The 17,434-nt window shown below is 68.0% G+C and carries 13 protein-coding genes and 2 pseudogenes; 6 read left to right on the top strand and 9 right to left on the bottom strand.

Annotated elements, in window-relative coordinates:
• Positions 1–368: 368 nt before the first annotated feature.
• Both AB0C62_RS37290 and AB0C62_RS37285 read left to right on the top strand, forming a co-directional pair.
• Positions 369–1,139: a hypothetical protein gene (locus AB0C62_RS37290; protein ID WP_362980975.1), complete on the top strand. Its 771-nt coding sequence runs from the start codon at positions 369–371 to the stop codon at positions 1,137–1,139.
• Between the two features lie 204 nt (positions 1,140–1,343).
• Positions 1,344–1,946 carry a hypothetical protein gene (locus AB0C62_RS37285; RefSeq protein ID WP_362980974.1) on the top strand — a complete coding sequence of 201 codons (603 nt, stop codon included), beginning with the start codon at positions 1,344–1,346 and terminating at the stop codon, positions 1,944–1,946.
• 363 nt (positions 1,947–2,309) lie between these two features.
• Here the strand turns inward: AB0C62_RS37285 and AB0C62_RS37280 are convergent, their stop codons facing one another.
• The gene (locus tag AB0C62_RS37280) at positions 2,310–2,819 is read right to left on the bottom strand and encodes an SMI1/KNR4 family protein (protein WP_362980972.1); all 510 of its coding nucleotides are present in this window, start codon (positions 2,817–2,819) and stop codon (positions 2,310–2,312) included.
• Positions 2,820–3,047: 228 nt separating this feature from the next.
• On the opposite strand from AB0C62_RS37280, the gene AB0C62_RS37275 reads away from it, so the two are divergent.
• Positions 3,048–4,637 (top strand): serine/threonine-protein kinase, encoded by a 1,590-nt coding sequence (locus AB0C62_RS37275; protein ID WP_362980970.1) that lies wholly within the window; start codon positions 3,048–3,050, stop codon positions 4,635–4,637.
• Between the two features lie 804 nt (positions 4,638–5,441).
• On the opposite strand, the gene AB0C62_RS37270 is transcribed toward AB0C62_RS37275, so the two are convergent.
• Positions 5,442–5,714: a hypothetical protein gene (locus AB0C62_RS37270; RefSeq protein WP_362980968.1), complete on the bottom strand. Its 273-nt coding sequence runs from the start codon at positions 5,712–5,714 to the stop codon at positions 5,442–5,444.
• Positions 5,715–6,244: 530 nt separating this feature from the next.
• Between AB0C62_RS37270 and AB0C62_RS37265 the strand changes: the two genes are divergently transcribed.
• Entirely contained in the window at positions 6,245–6,607 is a 363-nt protein-coding gene (locus AB0C62_RS37265; protein ID WP_362981030.1) for a hypothetical protein, read from the top strand.
• Between the two features lie 99 nt (positions 6,608–6,706).
• On the opposite strand, the pseudogene AB0C62_RS37260 reads toward AB0C62_RS37265, so the two are convergent.
• From AB0C62_RS37260 to AB0C62_RS37235, 6 genes and pseudogenes are all read right to left on the bottom strand, one after another.
• Positions 6,707–7,317 (bottom strand): annotated as a pseudogene (locus tag AB0C62_RS37260) (type III pantothenate kinase); the annotation flags it as partial.
• 5 nt (positions 7,318–7,322) lie between these two features.
• Positions 7,323–7,471 (bottom strand): annotated as a pseudogene (locus AB0C62_RS37255) (nicotinate-nucleotide diphosphorylase (carboxylating)); the annotation flags it as partial.
• A gap of 665 nt (positions 7,472–8,136) precedes the next feature.
• The gene (locus AB0C62_RS37250) at positions 8,137–8,862 is read right to left on the bottom strand and encodes a helix-turn-helix domain containing protein (RefSeq protein ID WP_362980966.1); all 726 of its coding nucleotides are present in this window, start codon (positions 8,860–8,862) and stop codon (positions 8,137–8,139) included.
• A complete protein-coding gene (locus tag AB0C62_RS37245; RefSeq protein WP_362980964.1) occupies positions 8,862–10,973 on the bottom strand; it encodes a hypothetical protein in 2,112 nt (703 codons plus the stop codon). Before AB0C62_RS37245 ends, AB0C62_RS37250 begins: the two co-directional genes overlap by 1 nt.
• A gap of 24 nt (positions 10,974–10,997) precedes the next feature.
• Entirely contained in the window at positions 10,998–11,594 is a 597-nt protein-coding gene (locus tag AB0C62_RS37240) for a DNA-binding protein (RefSeq protein WP_362980962.1), read from the bottom strand.
• 770 nt (positions 11,595–12,364) lie between these two features.
• Positions 12,365–15,049 (bottom strand): AAA family ATPase, encoded by a 2,685-nt coding sequence (locus AB0C62_RS37235; RefSeq protein WP_362980960.1) that lies wholly within the window; start codon positions 15,047–15,049, stop codon positions 12,365–12,367.
• A 324-nt stretch (positions 15,050–15,373) separates the two neighbouring features.
• Between AB0C62_RS37235 and AB0C62_RS37230 the strand changes: the two genes are divergently transcribed.
• Positions 15,374–16,120 (top strand): hypothetical protein, encoded by a 747-nt coding sequence (locus tag AB0C62_RS37230; RefSeq protein ID WP_362980958.1) that lies wholly within the window; start codon positions 15,374–15,376, stop codon positions 16,118–16,120.
• A gap of 275 nt (positions 16,121–16,395) precedes the next feature.
• The gene (locus AB0C62_RS37225; RefSeq protein WP_362980956.1) at positions 16,396–16,569 is read left to right on the top strand and encodes a hypothetical protein; all 174 of its coding nucleotides are present in this window, start codon (positions 16,396–16,398) and stop codon (positions 16,567–16,569) included.
• Between the two features lie 71 nt (positions 16,570–16,640).
• Here AB0C62_RS37225 and AB0C62_RS37220 read toward each other — a convergent pair whose 3' ends face one another.
• Entirely contained in the window at positions 16,641–17,252 is a 612-nt protein-coding gene (locus tag AB0C62_RS37220; protein WP_362980954.1) for a GIY-YIG nuclease family protein, read from the bottom strand.
• Positions 17,253–17,434: the final 182 nt, after the last annotated feature.

The raw sequence follows: 17,434 nt of genomic DNA, 5'->3' as shown, positions 1-17,434 counted from the left end.
GGAGTGATCTTTGCGGTCCGGGGGTCTGCACTGACGTGCCAGGGCCTCCGGCCGCTCTCGGCCGGGCGGCACCATCGCGGCAAAGACTGACGGGAGACGGACAGGCCATGAGGCTCGGCGGGGCGCACCCGGCGGTGCGGCGTATCTGGACGGTGGAGCTGCGTGCACAGGCGGACGGTCCCCGCCTGGTCTGCCCTCACTGCACCGCCCGTCCTCCCCTTTCCGTGGCCGCTTCCGCGCGCTCCGCTGCGCTGGCGCACCTGGCCCGCCATGCCCGTGCTGACGCTCTCCCCCGGCATCTGCGGATCTGTCAGTGCAGTGAGCGGGGCTGTGCGTGGCACCCACGGCACCGCGGATGCGCCGGACCGGTGCTGCTCGCGCTGACGCGTGACCGCAGCGGCCGTATCTGGCGGCTGGCCGATGCCTGCGGGGCCTGCGCCGCCGCGACCAGCCGCACCGCAGCGGTGCCCGACACTCTGCTCGCCCCTCGCCGCCCTGCCGCTTCCGCCCCTGCGGCGCCGCGGCATTTCCATGACGAGTCCCGGCGGGTGCGGGAGATGCTCACCTACCTCGCCTCTGCACTTGGTTGCATCACCTCCCCCGCCGCCCGGCTGCTCGCCCTGCAATGCGCCCTGCGCGCGGGCACCGACGGCTGCGCCCGGCTGCCGGCCGGCCTGCTGCGCAGCATGCGCATGCACCGTCGTGCGGAGGTGTGGCAGGAGCTGGTTGCGGACGGCTGGCTCGACCTGCCCGTAACCCGGGCGGCGTTCATGCATGTCCGGCTGCTGGACGAGGCGATCCTCGATCAGGCTCCCGGTCGCAGCGCTCGCCGGCGTGCCGCGCATTGGGCCCTGCAGCCGTCTCCCCTGCCGATACCGCCTGCTGCGGCATCGGCAGAACGGCTGACAGCGCTGGTGCTGGCATCCCATGCCGACGCGTCCGGAACCTCTGCCGACCTGGCTGTCGTCGCCCGCCTGTGCGGACACTCCCGTCAGCAGATGGGAGAGCTGCTCGACCGGCTGGTGGCACGGCGCATCCTGGCAGCCTGGCACCATCAGCCAGACACCGACGACGTGCACTGGAAGCCCGGCCCGCGCCGCCCACTCCCCCTGCGTCCTGCAAGCAGTCCAGCGCCCTGACCCGCCGCGCTGGCAGCGTCCGCCCCCTTCATCTCAGCCATGCGGCAGGGAACAACGCGATTGCCTTCCGTACTATCACTGCAGCAAAGCATCTGCACTGTAACTGCCGCTGTGTGCAAGGCGGCAGGCGCGAAGCAGCGCTCCTTCGACTTCGCGTACGCCATGGGCGCTCGTCGCCCATCGGCTGCGGCACCCAAAAAGGGGATGAGCATCATGTCCGAAACCGCTGTTCAGACAACGGAGTTGGCCTCCCAGTACAGCGCCCAGGTGGCAGGCGACCTGGACCGCAACGTCAAGGAGCAGGAGCGCCTCAGTGCTGAGATCGAAGCCCTGCAGCAGCAGTTGGCCGCCCTGCAGAACGATCACACCATCCTGGTGAATCTCCAGCAGGCTCTCGGCACCCCGGCAGCGCCTGCGGCCGAGCCGGTCACGGCGGTGCCGGTCCCCCGCAAGAAGGCTGCGACAGCCTCCGCCACGGCCAAGAAGGCCGCTCCAGTGAAGAAGCGGGCCGGTAAGAACGCCGCTGCGGGATCGGCCCCACAGTCGGCTTCCCCCACGCTGGTCGACCTCGTACGCAAGCACCTGGCCGACCAGCACGAGCCCCGCTCGGCTGCCGAAATCACCACGGCGCTAGGACAGCAGCATCCCGAACGTACGGTCAAGACCACTGTGATTCGTACGACGTTGGAAGGGCTCGTCGCCAAGGCCCAGGCCCTGCGCACCAAGCAGGGCACATCCGTGTTCTACACCGCCACTGAGACGGCACCGCTCGCAGCGGGCGACCAGGTATCCGCGCAGTCCGCCTGACTTGGGGCTGCCTGAGTATTTCGCCATGTCGGTTGTGATGCTGCGAGGGGCGCACGCCACCCTCCCCGGACTGTGCCTGCAGCCATCGTGCGTGAGCGGTAGGCATGTGATTTCCATTGGGTCCTGTCGAGGATGACGACCGCGGCATCCTCGGACAGCTAGGTGGGGCTGCGTGGTGGTCGAGGGCCCAGCTCAGGCAGGTGAGGTTGGGGGTGAGGGTGATCTGTATGCCGTGAACCACGCCGGCCGACTGGTGAGCCGACCCGGCTTCCTGCAGCCAGGCCCAAGCGTTCGACAGAATGCTCGAGAAGATGGGTTGGAGTAGTTCCGACAATGAGCGGAGCCCTGTCAGAACGGAACCGCCTAGTTCTGACAGTCGGGACAGTCCGTCAAGGGGGGCGGCTCGGGAAAGGCCCGGTTCCCGTCCAGCCAGTCCGTCAGCCACTGCGCCAGAGTGAACCGCTCCGGGAAGAGACGGTGTTGCTCGCAGCGTGAATTCGGTTCCCAGCCCCACATGCGGCCGTCCGGCGTGCTGAAATCCACGAACCACCAGACGGCGCAGCCGAGCGTCATCAGCGGCACCGTGTGACGCGGTGGATCCGAGGGATCCGGGTGAGCTGCGGCTTCACGCATGAACTGAAGGAGCGATTCCTCTTCGCTGAACCACTGGCCGGTATGGGTGAGGGACATGACTCGGCTGCTGGGCCCGAACCCGCCGTTGGCGACCTCGAGGTACAAGCGCCGCAGCAAGGTGGGCATGGGCCAGCCCACGATGACCTCCAGCTCCGCCACCGCTTCCTCGGACGCCGGCGGTGGCAGACCGCGTGCCTGCGCGACGGCCTGAACCCGCTCGATGATCTCGTCCTCACTCACACGGTGATCATCGAGTCCGGGCTTCTCGCCCGTCTATACCCATCCGCCACTACCGATCTTCCTATATCAGCAGAAACAACTATCTAAGGGCGGATAGCGCCGTCCGTGATGGCGCGCACAGCCAATCGCGCCCCATGGGCCGAGAGTCAGAACAGATGCGTATCGCCGGATAGCATGCAGCATCCGCCCCGGCCGACATGCGCCGCTGCTCACGCTGAAGGAGCCTTGGTGTCCAGCCGTATCCAGCCGGTGCAGGCTGGTGATCCCCGTCGTATAGGCCCCTACCGCGTCATCGGGCGGCTCGGGGCAGGCGGTATGGGCACGGTGTATGCCGCACTCGATGTCTCGGGGCTGCAATTGGCGGTCAAGGTCGTCCATCCCTCGCAGGCGGCAGACGAGGAGTTCCGGGCACGCTTCCGCCGAGAAGTACGGCTCTCCAGGCAGGTGACAGGCCCCTGTCTGGTACCGGTGCACGACGCCGATACCGACAGCCCGGCCCCATGGCTTGCCACTCCCTTCGTGCCCGGCCCCACCCTGGACCAGTACGTGGCTGCGAGCGGCCCTCTGGACGGGGCGGCGCTCTATGCGCTGGCTGCCGGAACCGCGGCTGCCCTCGCGGCCGTGCACGAGGCAGGCATCATCCACCGGGATGTGAAACCCCAGAACGTCATCCTCGCCCCGGCCGGCCCCCGGATGCTGGACTTCGGTATCGCCCACACTCTCGACGGCACCTCGGTGACGCGCACGGGAATGATGACCGGCACCCCCGGCTGGATCAGTCCTGAGCACTACCGCACCGGAGACGTGGGGCCTGCCGGGGACGTCTTCGCCTGGGGTGCTCTCATCGCCTACGCCTCGACCGGACGTCTCCCCTTCGGTGTCGGCGCCCCCGATGCCGTGGCATTTCGCGTCCTGTCTGCAAAGCCGGACCTGCAGGGCATGCCGGATGCGCTGCATACCCTGGTTGCGCAGGCTCTTCGTAAGGAGCCTGGCGACCGACCGGGCGCCGCCGAGCTCAGTGATGCTTGTACAGCATTGCTCGCCTCCCAGGCAACGGCCCTCACTCCGCGCAGCCCCGAACCGACACGGGTGTCCGAGCTGGTGAGCAGCCACTGGAACCTGCCGATAGACAACGACGCCGCCTGGCTCACTGCTGCACGATCCCGCAGTCGCCTTCGTTGGTCGCTCGCAGCCATCGCGGCGGCCGCAGTGGTGGGAGGCATAGCCGGAGCCGTTGCCGCATCCACCGCCTCCACGCCTGAACGAGGACACGTGGCGGCGCCACCAAGCAGCCGGAAACAGTTTTCCAGCGCTCCCACGACGGAACCGACCCACAACAAGGAGACCGTCAGCAGGTCCCCGGCCCCCTCCCCCACCACGACCACGATCGTGTCTGCGCAGTCGCGCCCGCCGTCTGCGACACCTGCCTCACCGCTGCAGGCTCCGCCGTTCACCTACCTTCCGGCCCAACTCGACTGCAGCCCACGCAAGCAGGCAGAGGTCGACGGTGCTTGGCAGATCTTCTCAGCGGGCGATGTCCGGGCGGGAGACGCAGTGGAACTGAGTCTGCGCAACAAGTACGGCAACATCGATCCTGTGCAAGCCGAGATGGAGGTCCTGGCCCGCGTCTACATGCCTGACGGCACCTCACGGCTGGCACGAACAACCGTGCAGTCCGATACGCCTGCCACCGTGGTCTGGCCCGGAAGCTTCACCGGGGCTGCCGCGCACTACCCACCAGGCACGTATACCGTGGTCTGGTTCGTCGGCGACGGCTCACAACGCTTCATCACCTGCACTGGGTTCACCGCCCAATGACAGCTCCTCGCGACAACCAGGATGTAGCACCTGGGGATTGCGCGCTGGGGTGCTGGCCCGTGCCGGGTCCCTCACACATCACGAGCAGCGAGCGTCGGAAACCCTGAGCTCAGGCGACCGATACTTGGGAGGGATCGGTGGGGATGATCTCTGCCTCGCCGAAGAGCTGCTCCAGCGCCTCGCGCCCGTGACGCCTGCGGAACTCGATCTCGGCAGACCTGCCGCAGGAGTTGGGTTTCGGCTCGGGACTGATCTGCTGGCGACGGCTGCTGCCTGGAACGAGGCCGGCGTCTGGGACCAGTTACACGCAGATGTCACCACTGGCCGGGCTGAACACCGGCAGAGGCCGACAGACGGCTGCTCACTCCTTCGGGAGCAAGGAGCGGCCGCAGACGACAGAGCGCAGCCCGGATTGTGCAGGCCTCCACACGCACGTCGTTAGTCCGGCCATCTGCTGCGCTCATGGCGAAAGAGGAGGGAGTCGGCCGCTTTGGTCTCAGGCCTACCGGTCCGAACCGCCAAGGACTGCAGCGCCACAGACGCACGCCCCCCGCCGTCAGCCGGGTTCTGCGGGTGGGCAGGTAGTAAGCGGCGGGCGGGGCAGGCCCCTGGCCTGCCCCGCCCGCCGCTCTTGCTCTCTTCCTCCCGCCAGCTGCAGCCCCCCTCAGAGCAGGAGATCGCTCCTTTTGCGGGAGCGCGGGCTTCGAGCGCAGAGGTCTGCCAAGGCTGGGATACCGAGGGCAGTGAAGATCGCGCGCTGAAGCCGCCAGCAGCCAGACGCAGTGCAGACGGAGGCTTACCAGGCTAGAAAATGACCAGCTTTTGCGGGGTCCCGTCCGGTGTCTCCTGAACGGTGATCGATCCGCCCTGCTGGAGTACCTGCTCAATGTAGGCGTACACGGTCAAAGCCCGGTTGATGCTGTCTGTCTTGCTGTCTCCGGTGAGCCCCACCGTGGCTTCAAGCGCCTTGGAAGCCCGGCCCGTCAGGTTGACGGTGACCCGCTCCAAGGGGCTGGCCCCTCGTCCCGAAGCAGCTGGACGCCCGCCGTCAATCGTGGTGCCAGCAGTTCTGGACATGGCTTACTTCCTTCCCTCTGTCTACCTCTTCGCGCCAGTCATCATCTGCCCTGACGCGTACTTCGTATGTACAGAGTGCGCTTTAAATGCGCCCAAGTCAAGCGGATCGGGCGCTGTTCTTTGACTTGCGAGGAGCATAACCAAAGCCACTACCAGAAGCCAGCTGCACTAGCGGACCACTGGCGGCCGCCGCTGCGGGGCAGCGACCAGGAAACCAGCTCCGCGCGCCCGTAGGGCGCAACCGCCCCGGACGGAATCTCCGTCCGGGGCAGCCGTCATGCCCATGACATTTTCACGCTTCAGACTGATTGCAGTAGCACTTCAGTGAATATTTCACCCTGCTAACGACTGCGATCCATACAGCACTCACTCTGATGTTGCGAGTACGGCTGATAGGATTGTGGCGGGATACCGAGCCGTTCTCGCGCGCCGGGGGCGGTTGAAGATCAAACGAAAGGTCGCCAATGGCGCTCCGTAAGCACACAGACCTGTCGACCGAAGAGCCCGGCCAGCGAGCCGAGCCTGTGATCATGCCCATGGAGACCATGGACATCGAGGTGAGCCCCAAGAAGGTGCGCTTCCTGACCGCGATGCACCGCGACTCCCTTCTCGGCGCCGGGGCGGTCTCGCTGCTGCTCCTGGCGGCGGTGTTCGGATGTGCCGTCGCCACCGGCGTCCTGGCCTCCAAGGTGGGGGTGGGCCCGGCGGGCTGCATGATCGCCGCCTCGGTCGCCGCGGCCGTGGCCATCGGCCTGGTCGTCTTCGTCTTCATGAACCAGCGGCCCGCCCCCACAACGGCCGTCGACCATGCGCCGGAGACCAGGCCTCCGGCGCATTACCAGGACAAGAGGCGCAAGAAGAAGAGCCGCAAGAAGAGTAAGAACCGCAAGTAGTAGGAACCGGCCGGCCGGAGGGGCCGGGGGCAGCACACGCTGTCCCCGGCCCCTCCGTTGTGCTGGCCGCGCCGCCGCCCTCTCTGGCAACGGCGAGCTCCGGCTCACGACGCCGTTCACCTGGCCCACGGACCCGTAGATGATGCCGGCCTGTATCGCCTCGACCGTGTTCTTGCCGATCACGCTCCGCGGCCGGGCCGCCCCGGTCTTGCGCAGCTGCGCACCCCGTACGCCCAGCGCCTCGACCGAGATCTCAATACCCAGCGCGATCACGCCCCCGACGTACTCCCCGCGCGCTGACCGCGTCGAACGTCGTGGTCGTACCGAAGTCCACGATGATCGCCGGGCCACCGTACAGCTCCACCGCCGCCACCGAGTTGATGATGCGGTCCGCGCCGACCTCTTTGGGGTTGTCGGTGAGAATCGGCCCGCCCGTCTTCACCCCCGGCTGCACGGCACCGCGGGCACGTCGCCGTAGTAGCGCCGGGTCATCTCGTGCAGCACGGACGGCACGGTCACGCAGACGGCGATGCGTCGCCGAGTTCGTCGCCAAGTAGCGGGTACATGCCCATCAGGCTCTGGAGCAGCACCGCCAGCTCGTCGGCCGTGCGGCGCGCGTCCGTGGAGATGCGCCAGTGCCAGGCGGACTCCTCCTCCTCGAACAGGCCGAGGACCGTGTGCGTGCTGCCTACACGGGTCGTGAGGAACATGCCCCTTACTCCGCCTCACGCAGGTCCAGGACGACGTCCAGGATCGGCAAGGAGCAGGTCAGGCCCACCACCATGCCTGTGTCCGCGTACCCCGCGCGTTGTTCAGGGTGAGGCGGCCGAGAGCCTCCAGCGTGGCACGGCCGTCCACAAGGGCTGCCACGCTCTCGGCAATTCTCCACCCCGCGGCGGTACGGCCCGCTGGGCGGACTGCCCGACCCGGTCCCCGTCCACCGCGTCGGCCGGGACCGGCTCACCCGTCGGCGCCCCGGCCACGGCCCTCGAGGAGGTCCTCAGCAGCAGGACCCGACTGGCCCACGACGGACACCGACCGCACCGCGCCGCTCGAACCCTCACCGCCCGCAGGCAGTCCCGCCGATGGCCGGGCGCAATCCCCGGAAGCCGCTGCCGACTGCCCGCTGGACCGCGCGGTCCGCCGCCTTGCCCATGCCGATGCGTTCGCTCGGGCAAAGGGGTGTGGTCTACGGCCAGACCAGACCCGGCCCCGGCCCTGTCCCGCAGGCCGCCCTCCAGCGGGTTACAGGTGCTGCCACGAGATCCCGGTGCGCAGCATGTACAGACTCCCGCCACAGCGCCTGCAGGCCCGGCCACCGCCGGCGCCTGTATGGCGGAACCTGCGTTCCGGCTGCAGCAGCAGCGCAAGACGTTCCGCGGCAGCGCTCAGCCGGGAAACTCAGCTACCACTCAGACACGGCCACTGAAACGCAGCCACCTCTCTGTGCTGGACCCGGCCCATGCAGTCTCAGCCGCCACTGCCGACAGAGAGCTGCTGGCGGCTGTCGCACCACGCCGCCCCTCTCCTCAACGCGGCCGCCACGTACGGATCTCCAGATGGATGATGTGCGCATCCGGGCGGATACGGCCGGTCTCCACCAGCCACTGGTGCACGGCCGCAGTAACGTCACCGCCGGCGGCATCCACCCGACGGGCGAAGCCAGCGGCGTCATGCCCACCAGTCTGGGCGGAGCCGTAGGAGCGTTCTTCGGTGTGGTCGGCGCGTTGGGTGACGTCGCGGCGGATGCCGGGTGAGTCGGTGCGGCTTCCGGAGGGGTGCAGGTAGCCGGTTTTGGCGAGGCGGACGGTGAAGGCCAGACGTAGGCCTTGGCGGGCGGCTTCGGCGATGAGGGGACGTAGGCGGGAGGAGCCGGAGGCGATGGCTTGGGCGCCGACGCGGCCGGTTCCGGAGCCGGTTGGGGTGATCAGGACGGCTTTGCTGCGGACGCGGGCGCGGGCGCCGCTGGAGGTGGTGCGGCGGTGGGTGTGGCGGGCGGCGATGGTGGCGAGTTCGGGCAGGTCGGTGATGCCGCCGGTCTGGATGGCGGCCAGGACTTGCTGGAGGGCGGGGACGAAGGCTGCGCCCTTGTTCTTTGTGTAGAACTGGGAGACCAGGGAGGGGTCGCGGTTGATGATGCGGGCGATGTCGCGTTTGGTGTAGCCGGCGGCTTGGAGCTGGTCAGCAAGTTGTGCGGCCTCGTTCAACTCGCCCTGGTTCGTGGAGGGGTTGGGGCGGCGGGAACGTGGAGGCATCAGGCTCCTCCCCCGTTCTGGGTGAGGGCGGTGCGTCCCGCGTCGCGCAGGGTGAGGAGTTCTTCCTCGGTGGTGGGGGCCGTGACCGGCTGGTTGAGGTGGCCTTTGAGGAGGTAGTCGCCGGGCTGGTGGTGGTGGGGCCAGTTCTGGGGCTGGGTGAGGTAGAGGGCGTCGGTGCGGAAGGCGACGACGGTGCCGGCGGGGGTGTGCAGGGCGCCGGCGTGGGTGTTGTCGTCGCGGTGGCGCTGGGTGAGGAGGGCGGCGCGGGCGCCGGACCAGATGGCGGCGGCCCATTCGGGGTGTGCGTTGGGGTCGCGGCTGAAGCCGGTGGGCTTCTGCCAGGTGATCAGCTCGTCGTTGAAGCCGATGATTTCGGCGTCCGGCGGGACGTCGCGTTCCATGGTGCGGGGGGTGGTGCCGGTGACCATGCGGGGGCGTTGGGCGAAGGCGCCGATGCCGTACAGGAGGATGGAGCGTACGGCGCGGGAGGCGAGGTGTGCGGCGCGGGCCTGCTGTGCGTCGCCTTGGAAGTGGGCTTGGGCAGAGAGGTTGGTCCAGGTCTCTTTGAGTTTCTTGGCCCAGTCGTCGAGGGGTTTGCCGTCGTCCCAGAGGATGCCGTCGAGGATTTCGATCTTCCACGGCTGGATGGGGTTGGCGAGGGCAGTGTGGATTTCGGGGCCGCCCGCCCAGGTGGTGAACGTGGTTCCGGGGGAGGCCGGGTAGTGCCAGGCGCGGTCGCCGGGGGCAGGTGCGGGCAGGAGTCCGACGTGGTTCCAGGTGTCGGGGACGGTGACCCTCACCTGCCAGCGGCCGCTTCCGTACAGGGCGCGCTGCTGTTCCTTCTCGGACCAGGCGGCGAACGTGGCTGCGGTGATACGGCGGGGGGTGCCGACCGGGGATTTCCAGGTGTGTTTGGCGTAGGCGAAGGTGCGGTCGTATTCAACGAGTTGGGGCAGTTGTTCGGGGACGCGGGGCGGGGTGAGGAGTTCGTTGCGGCCCTGGCCTGCGGTGGCGTGGAGCAGTCCGCGCAGTTCCTCGGAGAGGACGGGGAAGCCGTCGGCGTGCTGGCCGCGCTGGGGGATGGTGCGGGTCCACAGGTCGCGGCCCGTCTGGGATGGTGAGCCCATGATGACGGCGTCGCTCCAGTGGCGGCGCAGTGCCTGCCACAGCAGGACGAAGGCGTCGCGGACGGTCGCGGGGTCGGCCTGGTCGACGTCGAACCACTCCCCCACGGACCGGATTTCGACGTGGTCCTCGCCGTTTTCGCGCTGGTAGCGGCCGACGGGGTTGCGGGCGTGGACGAAGTGTCCGGCCATCCGGTCGCGGCCGCGGCCGGTGTCGGTGCGCCAGCCGGGGGTGGGGGCGTTGAGCCAGGCGGCGACCGCGTCGCGCAGGTAGGGGTAGCGGTCGGCGTCGCGGTGCCAGGGGTCGCCGGCGGTGATGTAGATGCGTTCCACGCCTTCGGGCAGGACGTGGAAGACGGCGGTCAGGATGGCGGCAACCGAGGCGTCGCCCAGGTCGAGGTGGTGGGTCTGCTGGCGGTGCACGAGTACGCCGGTGTCGGTGTCGAGGAAGACGGTGGAGCGGGCCTGCTGGGTGAAGTTCGGGGACTGGGAGACGAGCTTGGGGGTGTGCGTGAACCAGGCGTCGCCTGCGGGGCCTTCGGGGATCGACGGCAGTTTCCGCGGCGCGTCTTGGGCTTCGGTCCGGTCCTGAGCGGGGTCTGCGGGGCCACTGGCCTGGGCCGGGGGCGCTGCGGGTGACGGCCGCTTGCCTGCCGTTGGGGGCACTGGGGCTGCGGTCTGCGGGGCAGGCTCGGGTGTGGCCTCGGCCGGAGTGTCGTCCGCGGCAGGGGCGGCTGGCGCGGGGGCGGTCTCGACTGCGGTGAGGTTCTCGGGGGCCAGGGCGGGGGCCAGGGCGACGATGTCGGCCACACTGAGTCCGGCTGCCGGGGCGATGCGCTCTGCTTTGGCTTTGCCGTAGGCGGCCAGTTGGGCGATGCGCTGGTCGCGGTCGGCTTCAAGCTTCGTGAGCGTTGCCCGGGCCTTTTTGATCTCGTCCCGCACCGTGCGCAGCTCGGTGAGAGCGGCGTTGTAGCTGTGTGCGTCCATCGGGAGCTTCCTTGTCCGGGTGGTTCAGTCAGCGGTGTGGGTGGGGACGTAGGCGATCGCGCCGCCGGAGTGGGAGGCGAGCCGTGTGCCGAGGAGGAGTTCGGCGAGTTGGCGGTCGTCGTCTGTTTGGGCGGTGATGGTGGTCTGGGGGGTGGCGAGGTCGGTGACGTAGCCGGCCAGACGTGCATCGGGGAAGGCGTGGCGGCTCTCGTCGTTGCGTTGCCATCGATCCAGGCCGGTCAGGACGGCGACGACGTAGCCGGACAGGGTTACGGGCAGCACTCCCCCGGCGGCGATGTCGGCCGGGTCGCATCGCCACCAGCCGCGCAGCGCCGCGAGGAGGTCGCCGGGGGTGAGGGATGCGGCAAAGCCGATCCAGTCCCGGTCGGGTTCCTGTACGGGCTTGGCCGCGTCGATTCGCAGGACGGCGATCTCTTTGGTGGCCAGTTGGTTCAGTGGGGCGTGCTGGCGCTGGCTGAGTGCCTGGACGACGTTGAGCGGGACCATGACGCGCACGCCGCGGCGGGACAGGCCCGGCAGCAGTTCGGCGTGTACGAGACGGCGGAAGGTGGTGACGGCGCAGCCGAGTTCCTGGGCTGCCTGCCCGGTCGTCAGCAGCATCGATCCATCCTCTATGCCAACTCCGATATCTGATTTGGGACCAACGTTAGCGGGATTCTGGAGGGCCCGTCAAAGACGGGTCTCCCGGGTCACGCCCGCGCACTCGTTCTCCTCCCTGCCGCCGCCCCATAGCGGGAGCTGGCAAGACGGTCGGTCCGGCGGTCTCCGCGGTTCTACCGCTGGTCGAGCAGCTCGCGCCACGCGCAAGGCAACATCACGTGGTACGTTCGACGGAGACTTGAAGGGGCACCCGCCGTCCAGCAACGGCCGCTGCCCCTTTCTTCATGCCCGGACACACTCGCTTCCCGCCGGGTGACCTATCGGCACGCCGAGCACACGTTGTCGTCGTTGTACTGGTGTGGGACGTCGGCCGGAGCGAGGTGAGCAGTCCGGCATGAGGGTGCAGAGGTCTCCCCCGCAGGTTCGGCAGCCGTCTTGACATGCTCCTCGCCTTGAAGGGCGAGGAGCATGTCAAGGCCCCGTAGCGTTCCGAGCGGCCCTCTGGCCGTACCTGAGGCATTCCGTTCTGCCGCCACGGCAGGCTGCCGGGGGTTCTCACAGTCGGCCGAGGACTGCCAGCCTTCACTGCAGCGGTGGCGGCAGCCGTCCGTCGCGGTGCCGCTGGTGTGGCCGGTGCGGCGCCGATTGTGGTCTCTCTAGGGACAGCGGGTGTGGCGACAAGAGCGGATGTGAACTCGGCCTGTCCCTTTCATGAGTTGACGAGCCGGTGGCGGTTCGGTCACTTCCAGGGGGCCGGATGTCTGGGCTGCTCACCCGCGTGCGAGGTGTTCGATCAGGTCCTTCTGGTTGTTGATCTCTTGCGCCTGCGGGGGCGGCACGTTGTAGCGGAGCAGGCTTTCGATCTCGGTGCGGGCCACGGCGAAGTCTCCGGTGTATGCAAGAACGACGGCTCGTTGGGCTCGCACCGCAAGGAGAAGGTCACCCAGGCCTTGCTGCCGGGCTGCCGGCAGCAAGGCGTTGTCCAAAAGTTCCATGGCTTGCTGCAGGTCGCCAAGCTCGACGAAGTCGTCGGCGATGTCTTGTCCGATGATGACGAAGTGCCGCCATGCCTGGGATAGTTGGTAGAGCTTCATGGCGTGCAGGGCGGACAGGCCAAACGATTGGCTGAGCTGCCGTTTGCAGCGCACGGCCAGGGCCAGGCAGTCGGCGAGACGCTTGCAGTCATCGAGGTCTGCGTCAGCGGCTTCCAGCCGTGCGGCCACCTGCTCGACGCTGGTCCCGACGATGTCACGGTCCTCCAGGCCCAGGTGCGCCATGTAGGTTTCAGCGAGGTCGAGGGCGATGGTGTCGGCCTGGATGTAGCGTTCTGCCCGGCAGAGGCCCTTGGCCTGGTTGTAGCGCAGGATGCGTCGGGCGGCGCTGTTCTTCGGCAGTGCCTTGCGGGCCGCGAGGTAGGCAGCATTCAGTGCAGTGATGTCGTGACTGTCGGCGTGCTGGTGCATCTGGTGTCCGGCCAGGACGACAGTCTCCCGGATGCCCCAGTCCTGTTGGTGGGCGTCGGCGAGCGTGGTCAGTTCCTCGGTCAGCTGCTTGTGGGCTGCTGCGTCGTCGGCGTCGAGCGCCAAACTGGCCAGGGCATTGAGGGCGTCAAAGCGGTCGATGGGCCGGGCAGCCGGGTCGGCGGCCACCATCTGCAGCGTCGGCTCGAGGTCGGCGGCGAAGGGCTGGTCGAAGAAGTAGTCGTGGCTGGCGAGAGACAGCAGCTGTTCGGTTTGCTCAGTGCGGGCCAGCAGGCGCGCCCAGCGGGCCAGGCGTCCCGTCGAGGCACTGCCGTTGGTCAGGGAGTCGTGAAGGATGGTGCTGAGGGTGAGATCGAGCTGGTGTTGTGTGCTGGGGTGGTGGGGGATGTAGTCGGCCGCAAGTACGCGGGTGGCGTCATGGAGGGTGGTCAGGCCGTCTCCGGTGCGCTGGAGAATGCCGAGGCCGGCCAGGGTACGCAGGCTGCGCGCGCAGTCGCTCGGGCTGAGGCTGGTGTGGTGGGCGAGGCGGGCGAGTTCATCGTGGGTGAGAGGGATCTCGGCCAGCGCGAGGAGTGATGCGGTGGTCTGGGCCTGCGGTGCCAGGCCCTCGAAGATCTCTTCGAGGATGAGGTCCTGAGCGGTGGGCGCGGTGTGCTGGCGGGCGATGAGTGCCTGGCACATGCGGGCCGTGTCCTGGGCGTAGTGGTTCTGGGCGAGTTGGGCGGCGTTGCGGACGTAGAGGGGAAGTCCGCCGGTGAGGGTGATGAGGCGGTCGATCGTGGTCGCGTCGGCGGGAGCCCCGGCGTCGGCGAGGACTTGGGCTACATGATCGGCGTTCCAGCCGTTGAGGAATTCGGGTGTGATGCCCAGGTGCGCGCTGTAGGTGGTCTGGTCGGGGCGTGGCTGGCCCAGCAGGACAAGGCGTGCCGTGGGCAGCGTTTGGGTGATCTGCTTCAAGTCGGTGGCGTTGAGGTGGTGGACGTTGTCGAGGACGATGGCCACCGGTGTGCCGGTCAGATGCTGGTGGACGGCGCGCAGGAGGTCGATTCCCACGGCGTGCGGCAGCCCGGTGCGCTGGTCGGCGGTGAGGTGCCGGGCGGCGAGTTCGCGGCCGAGGCCGCCCGCGACGGCGTCGGCGGCGAGTGCAGTGGCGTCGAAGTAGGTGAGAGGTTCGGGGTAGTGCTGGGCCGCGTGGGCGGCCCAGGCGGTCTTGCCCGCTCCGGAGAAGCCGGTGATCAGGCGTACCCGGGCGTCGGTCAGCAGGTCGGGCTCGTCGGCCTGGGGCAGGTAGTCGTGGTCGAGGGCAGGGAAGTCCTGCAGTTCCTGGACGAACTGCTCGTACAGGCCCTCGACGGTGTCGGCGGTAAAGGCCTGATTGCCGTGGCCGGTGCAGGCGTAGACGACGCGGGCGGCGAGTTTCCACACGAGGGTGAGCGGGCTCAGCGAGGAGAAGGGGACTTGCGCGGCTTCTCGGGTGCACCAGGCGATGCCTTCTTCGAGGTCCGTCCAGGCTGGGGGGAGCCACTCCTCTGGTGGGGTTGCCTGCGGGGTCAGCAGGGTGACGTCGTCGGGCCAGTCGGTTGCGGTCGTCATCGTTGCCAGCTTCGGGCCCAGGGGCACGTTGGCGACGATGACCAGCTGCGGGTGGCCCGGGCGCTTGCCCTCGGTGTGGCGGGAGCGCGCGGCGGCGAAGTTATCGACCGCACCGCTGATGTCCCCCCACTGTAGGGGCTTGCTGCGGGTCTTGACCTGCAGGTAGAGGTGGCGTCCGGGGAGAACTGCCTCGAGGTCCTCGTCGCGTTCCACCAGCAGCGTGTGCAGGCCTGCCGTCTTGAAGCGCAGCAGGCAGGCTGCCGCGTACAGATGCTGGTAGAGAAACCCCCGGTGAAGCGATGTGATCCGCACCAGCTGGTCGGCATCGATGACGAGATCGCCGTGCCTGTCGGCGTGGGAGTCTTCGGGGGTTTTGGGCATGCTCTCATCCTTTCATCGCAGACCGGAAACAAGGGCAGGAGCGCACCGGCCCGACGTGGAGGTGGGGTCGAAAGCCATGGCTGTCTCCGCTGCGGTTACCGGGCAAGGATGTAGTTGTGAGCCGTGCGGGGCCGGGGCTGCAGCGCTGCTGTTGGGACGTGCCCCAAGCGGTCAGGGCTGCTGTCCTGTCATCCCAGGCTCCGAATCCTGCTGATCGGCCGGCTCTCCGTACCACGGCATGTTCCCCGTGGAGTTGACGACGAGCCCCGCCTGTCCCGCAAGGTCGTTGAACACCCGGCACGGCCGACGAGACCAGACCCACAGGTGCCGAAGCCGATGCGCCCCCGCTGCGAGGCGGTCACCGGCATAATCGAAGCGGTCGTCACTGTAGAACGGATGTCCGGTTTGGTCAGCACACCCGAGGTTACTGGGCCGTCCATGGATGCCGTCCCAACCCGCTACGGCAACACCACGTTCCGCTCACGCCTCGAGGCCGACTGGGCCGCCACCCTGGACGGCAACGGTATCCGGTGGGAGTACGAACCGGAGATGATCACTCTGGACTCCGGCACGCTGTATCTCCCCGACTTCTGGCTGCCCGAGCTCGGTACCTGGATCGAGGTCAAAGGCCCGGGCATACCTCGTACCGAGAAGACAGAAGAGCTGGCCCGAACCCGCGCCTGCCGGTGTCAGGCCGCCTGCACCTGCCGATGGCCCGGCGGTGAATTCGTCCTCCTCGGCAAGCCGTCGCTGCCCTCCGAGTGGAACGAACCTGGCCACCGGCCCCGTAGCGGCTACGCGAACTGGGTAACCCCCTTCGGTCCGTCCGCGTATTTCGTGACATGCACTGTGTGCACACGGGCGCAGTGGATCACTCTCAGGCGTCCCTGGCGCTGCCGCGCCTGTCACGCACTGCTGGAGAAGGAACAGACCCACCGGCCCGTCGACCGGTTCGTCCGCTTCGTTGAGGCCGGCGCCCGGATAGGTCTTTTCGCGATGCCCGACCTGGGTGGGCCGTTCACCGATGCCGAGCTCGGCCTTACCGACGGCCCCGAGAGCGGCGTGTTGTGATCGCACGCCATTTCCACCGTCGCGCTGTGCCTCTCGCGCCAGGGCGCGCTCATCGACTGGGGCGTCGAGGACTTCCTCTGCCTGCTCGGTTGCACAGCACGAGCTGCCTACCCTGCGGGACACGTGGCATCACGCGGTGACCGACGGCCAGCACGGCAGCCCGTTGCCTCCCCCGGCCCCTTCCCGTTCACTCCCCCGGCCACGACACGCACCTCAAGGGCTGGGAGGCCGGCGAGTCGTACCGCAAGTTTCTGCGCACTTACGGTCCCCGCCAGGTGCGGGACAAGCTCTACGAGCGCTGGCTGACCCGGATGTTTACCACCGAGCGCGCGGTCCACGCCCTCGTCGGGAACATCGCCGCCCGGCCCCGAACGTTCATGCTGCTCGGGCTGGCCTACCCTTCGCACGCTGTCGCCAACTACGTGCAGGAAGACCTCTTCCCCGTATAGAGGCAGGCCCTGGCTTGACGCTCCGGAGATTGGAGTGGCCAAACGTGGTTGCGGCGCTCCATTTCCCTTCCTCACGCCGGGGGCTCGACGACGCTGGCGCCCTTCAGTAGACGTTGCGCGGCTTTCGCGATCATTCCGACGGGGTCTGCGACGTCTCTGAAGTCAAACCACTCACCGCTCAGCGCTCTTCTCGCGAAACGGTCGTGCAGACGGGTCTCCAAGAGGCCGCCCCCAGTCGAGGTCCAGCGCACGATCAGCGGTGAACCAGACCCGGATTGCAGCGATTTCAGGCGCCCGGGGACGTCTTTGGATACACCGATCTTGACTATCTTCGCTTCGGCCTCAGAAGAGACGACGTACACGGACCGGGTGTCGTACTGAGGCTTCTTAGCCGGAGCCTTGTGGAGGACGGACTGGTCTCTGAGCTGGACGAGCAACTCGTCCTCGCGTCGGACTTCCTCTTTGGCCTCTTCCACAACGCGGTTGAGCATGTCGCGCACCGCGCCAGCGCTGGCACCTCCGCCCTCGACCAGCTCGAGCAGTTCGATGACAGTGTTCACGTCTATGTCCACGCGGTGGTCGGGAGGACCTGGCGGACGCCGGAACGATGTCAGAGTCAGGGACACGTTCGGTATGTCGTGGCCAGCTATGTGGAGGTCGGCAGTGAAGACGGAAACGTTCACAGGCGGATTCCTGTCGTAGGGAGTGATGCCGCCAGCAGCATTCAGTTCGCCTGCCGGGACGGCTTCTCGTCCGGGGCGGTGCAACTTCTGCGTTGGCGCTGTTCGTCAGTTCAGCTGTTCGGTGTAGGTGACGTAGACGACCTCGGAGACGCCGGGCAGCACGGCTGTCCCAGCGGGCCCTG

Origin of the sequence: Streptomyces sp. NPDC048643 (assembly GCF_040650615.1) — a bacterium.
Taxonomy (GTDB): domain Bacteria; phylum Actinomycetota; class Actinomycetes; order Streptomycetales; family Streptomycetaceae; genus Streptomyces.
The sequence above is the reverse complement of the archived record's forward strand: the minus strand, read 5'-3'. Positions and strand labels throughout refer to the sequence as shown.

Bases quoted from the DNA above. Each gene is read 5' to 3' on its own strand.
- AB0C62_RS37250 (WP_362980966.1), bottom strand. From the start codon at position 8,862: ATGCCTCCACGTTCCCGCCGCCCCAACCCCTCCACGAACCAGGGCGAG.
- AB0C62_RS37270 (WP_362980968.1), bottom strand. From the start codon at position 5,714: ATGTCCAGAACTGCTGGCACCACGATTGACGGCGGGCGTCCAGCTGCT.
- AB0C62_RS37265 (WP_362981030.1), top strand. From the start codon at position 6,245: ATGCCCATGGAGACCATGGACATCGAGGTGAGCCCCAAGAAGGTGCGC.
- AB0C62_RS37235 (WP_362980960.1), bottom strand. From the start codon at position 15,049: ATGCCCAAAACCCCCGAAGACTCCCACGCCGACAGGCACGGCGATCTC.
- AB0C62_RS37240 (WP_362980962.1), bottom strand. From the start codon at position 11,594: ATGCTGCTGACGACCGGGCAGGCAGCCCAGGAACTCGGCTGCGCCGTC.
- AB0C62_RS37285 (WP_362980974.1), top strand. From the start codon at position 1,344: ATGAGCATCATGTCCGAAACCGCTGTTCAGACAACGGAGTTGGCCTCC.
- AB0C62_RS37245 (WP_362980964.1), bottom strand. From the start codon at position 10,973: ATGGACGCACACAGCTACAACGCCGCTCTCACCGAGCTGCGCACGGTG.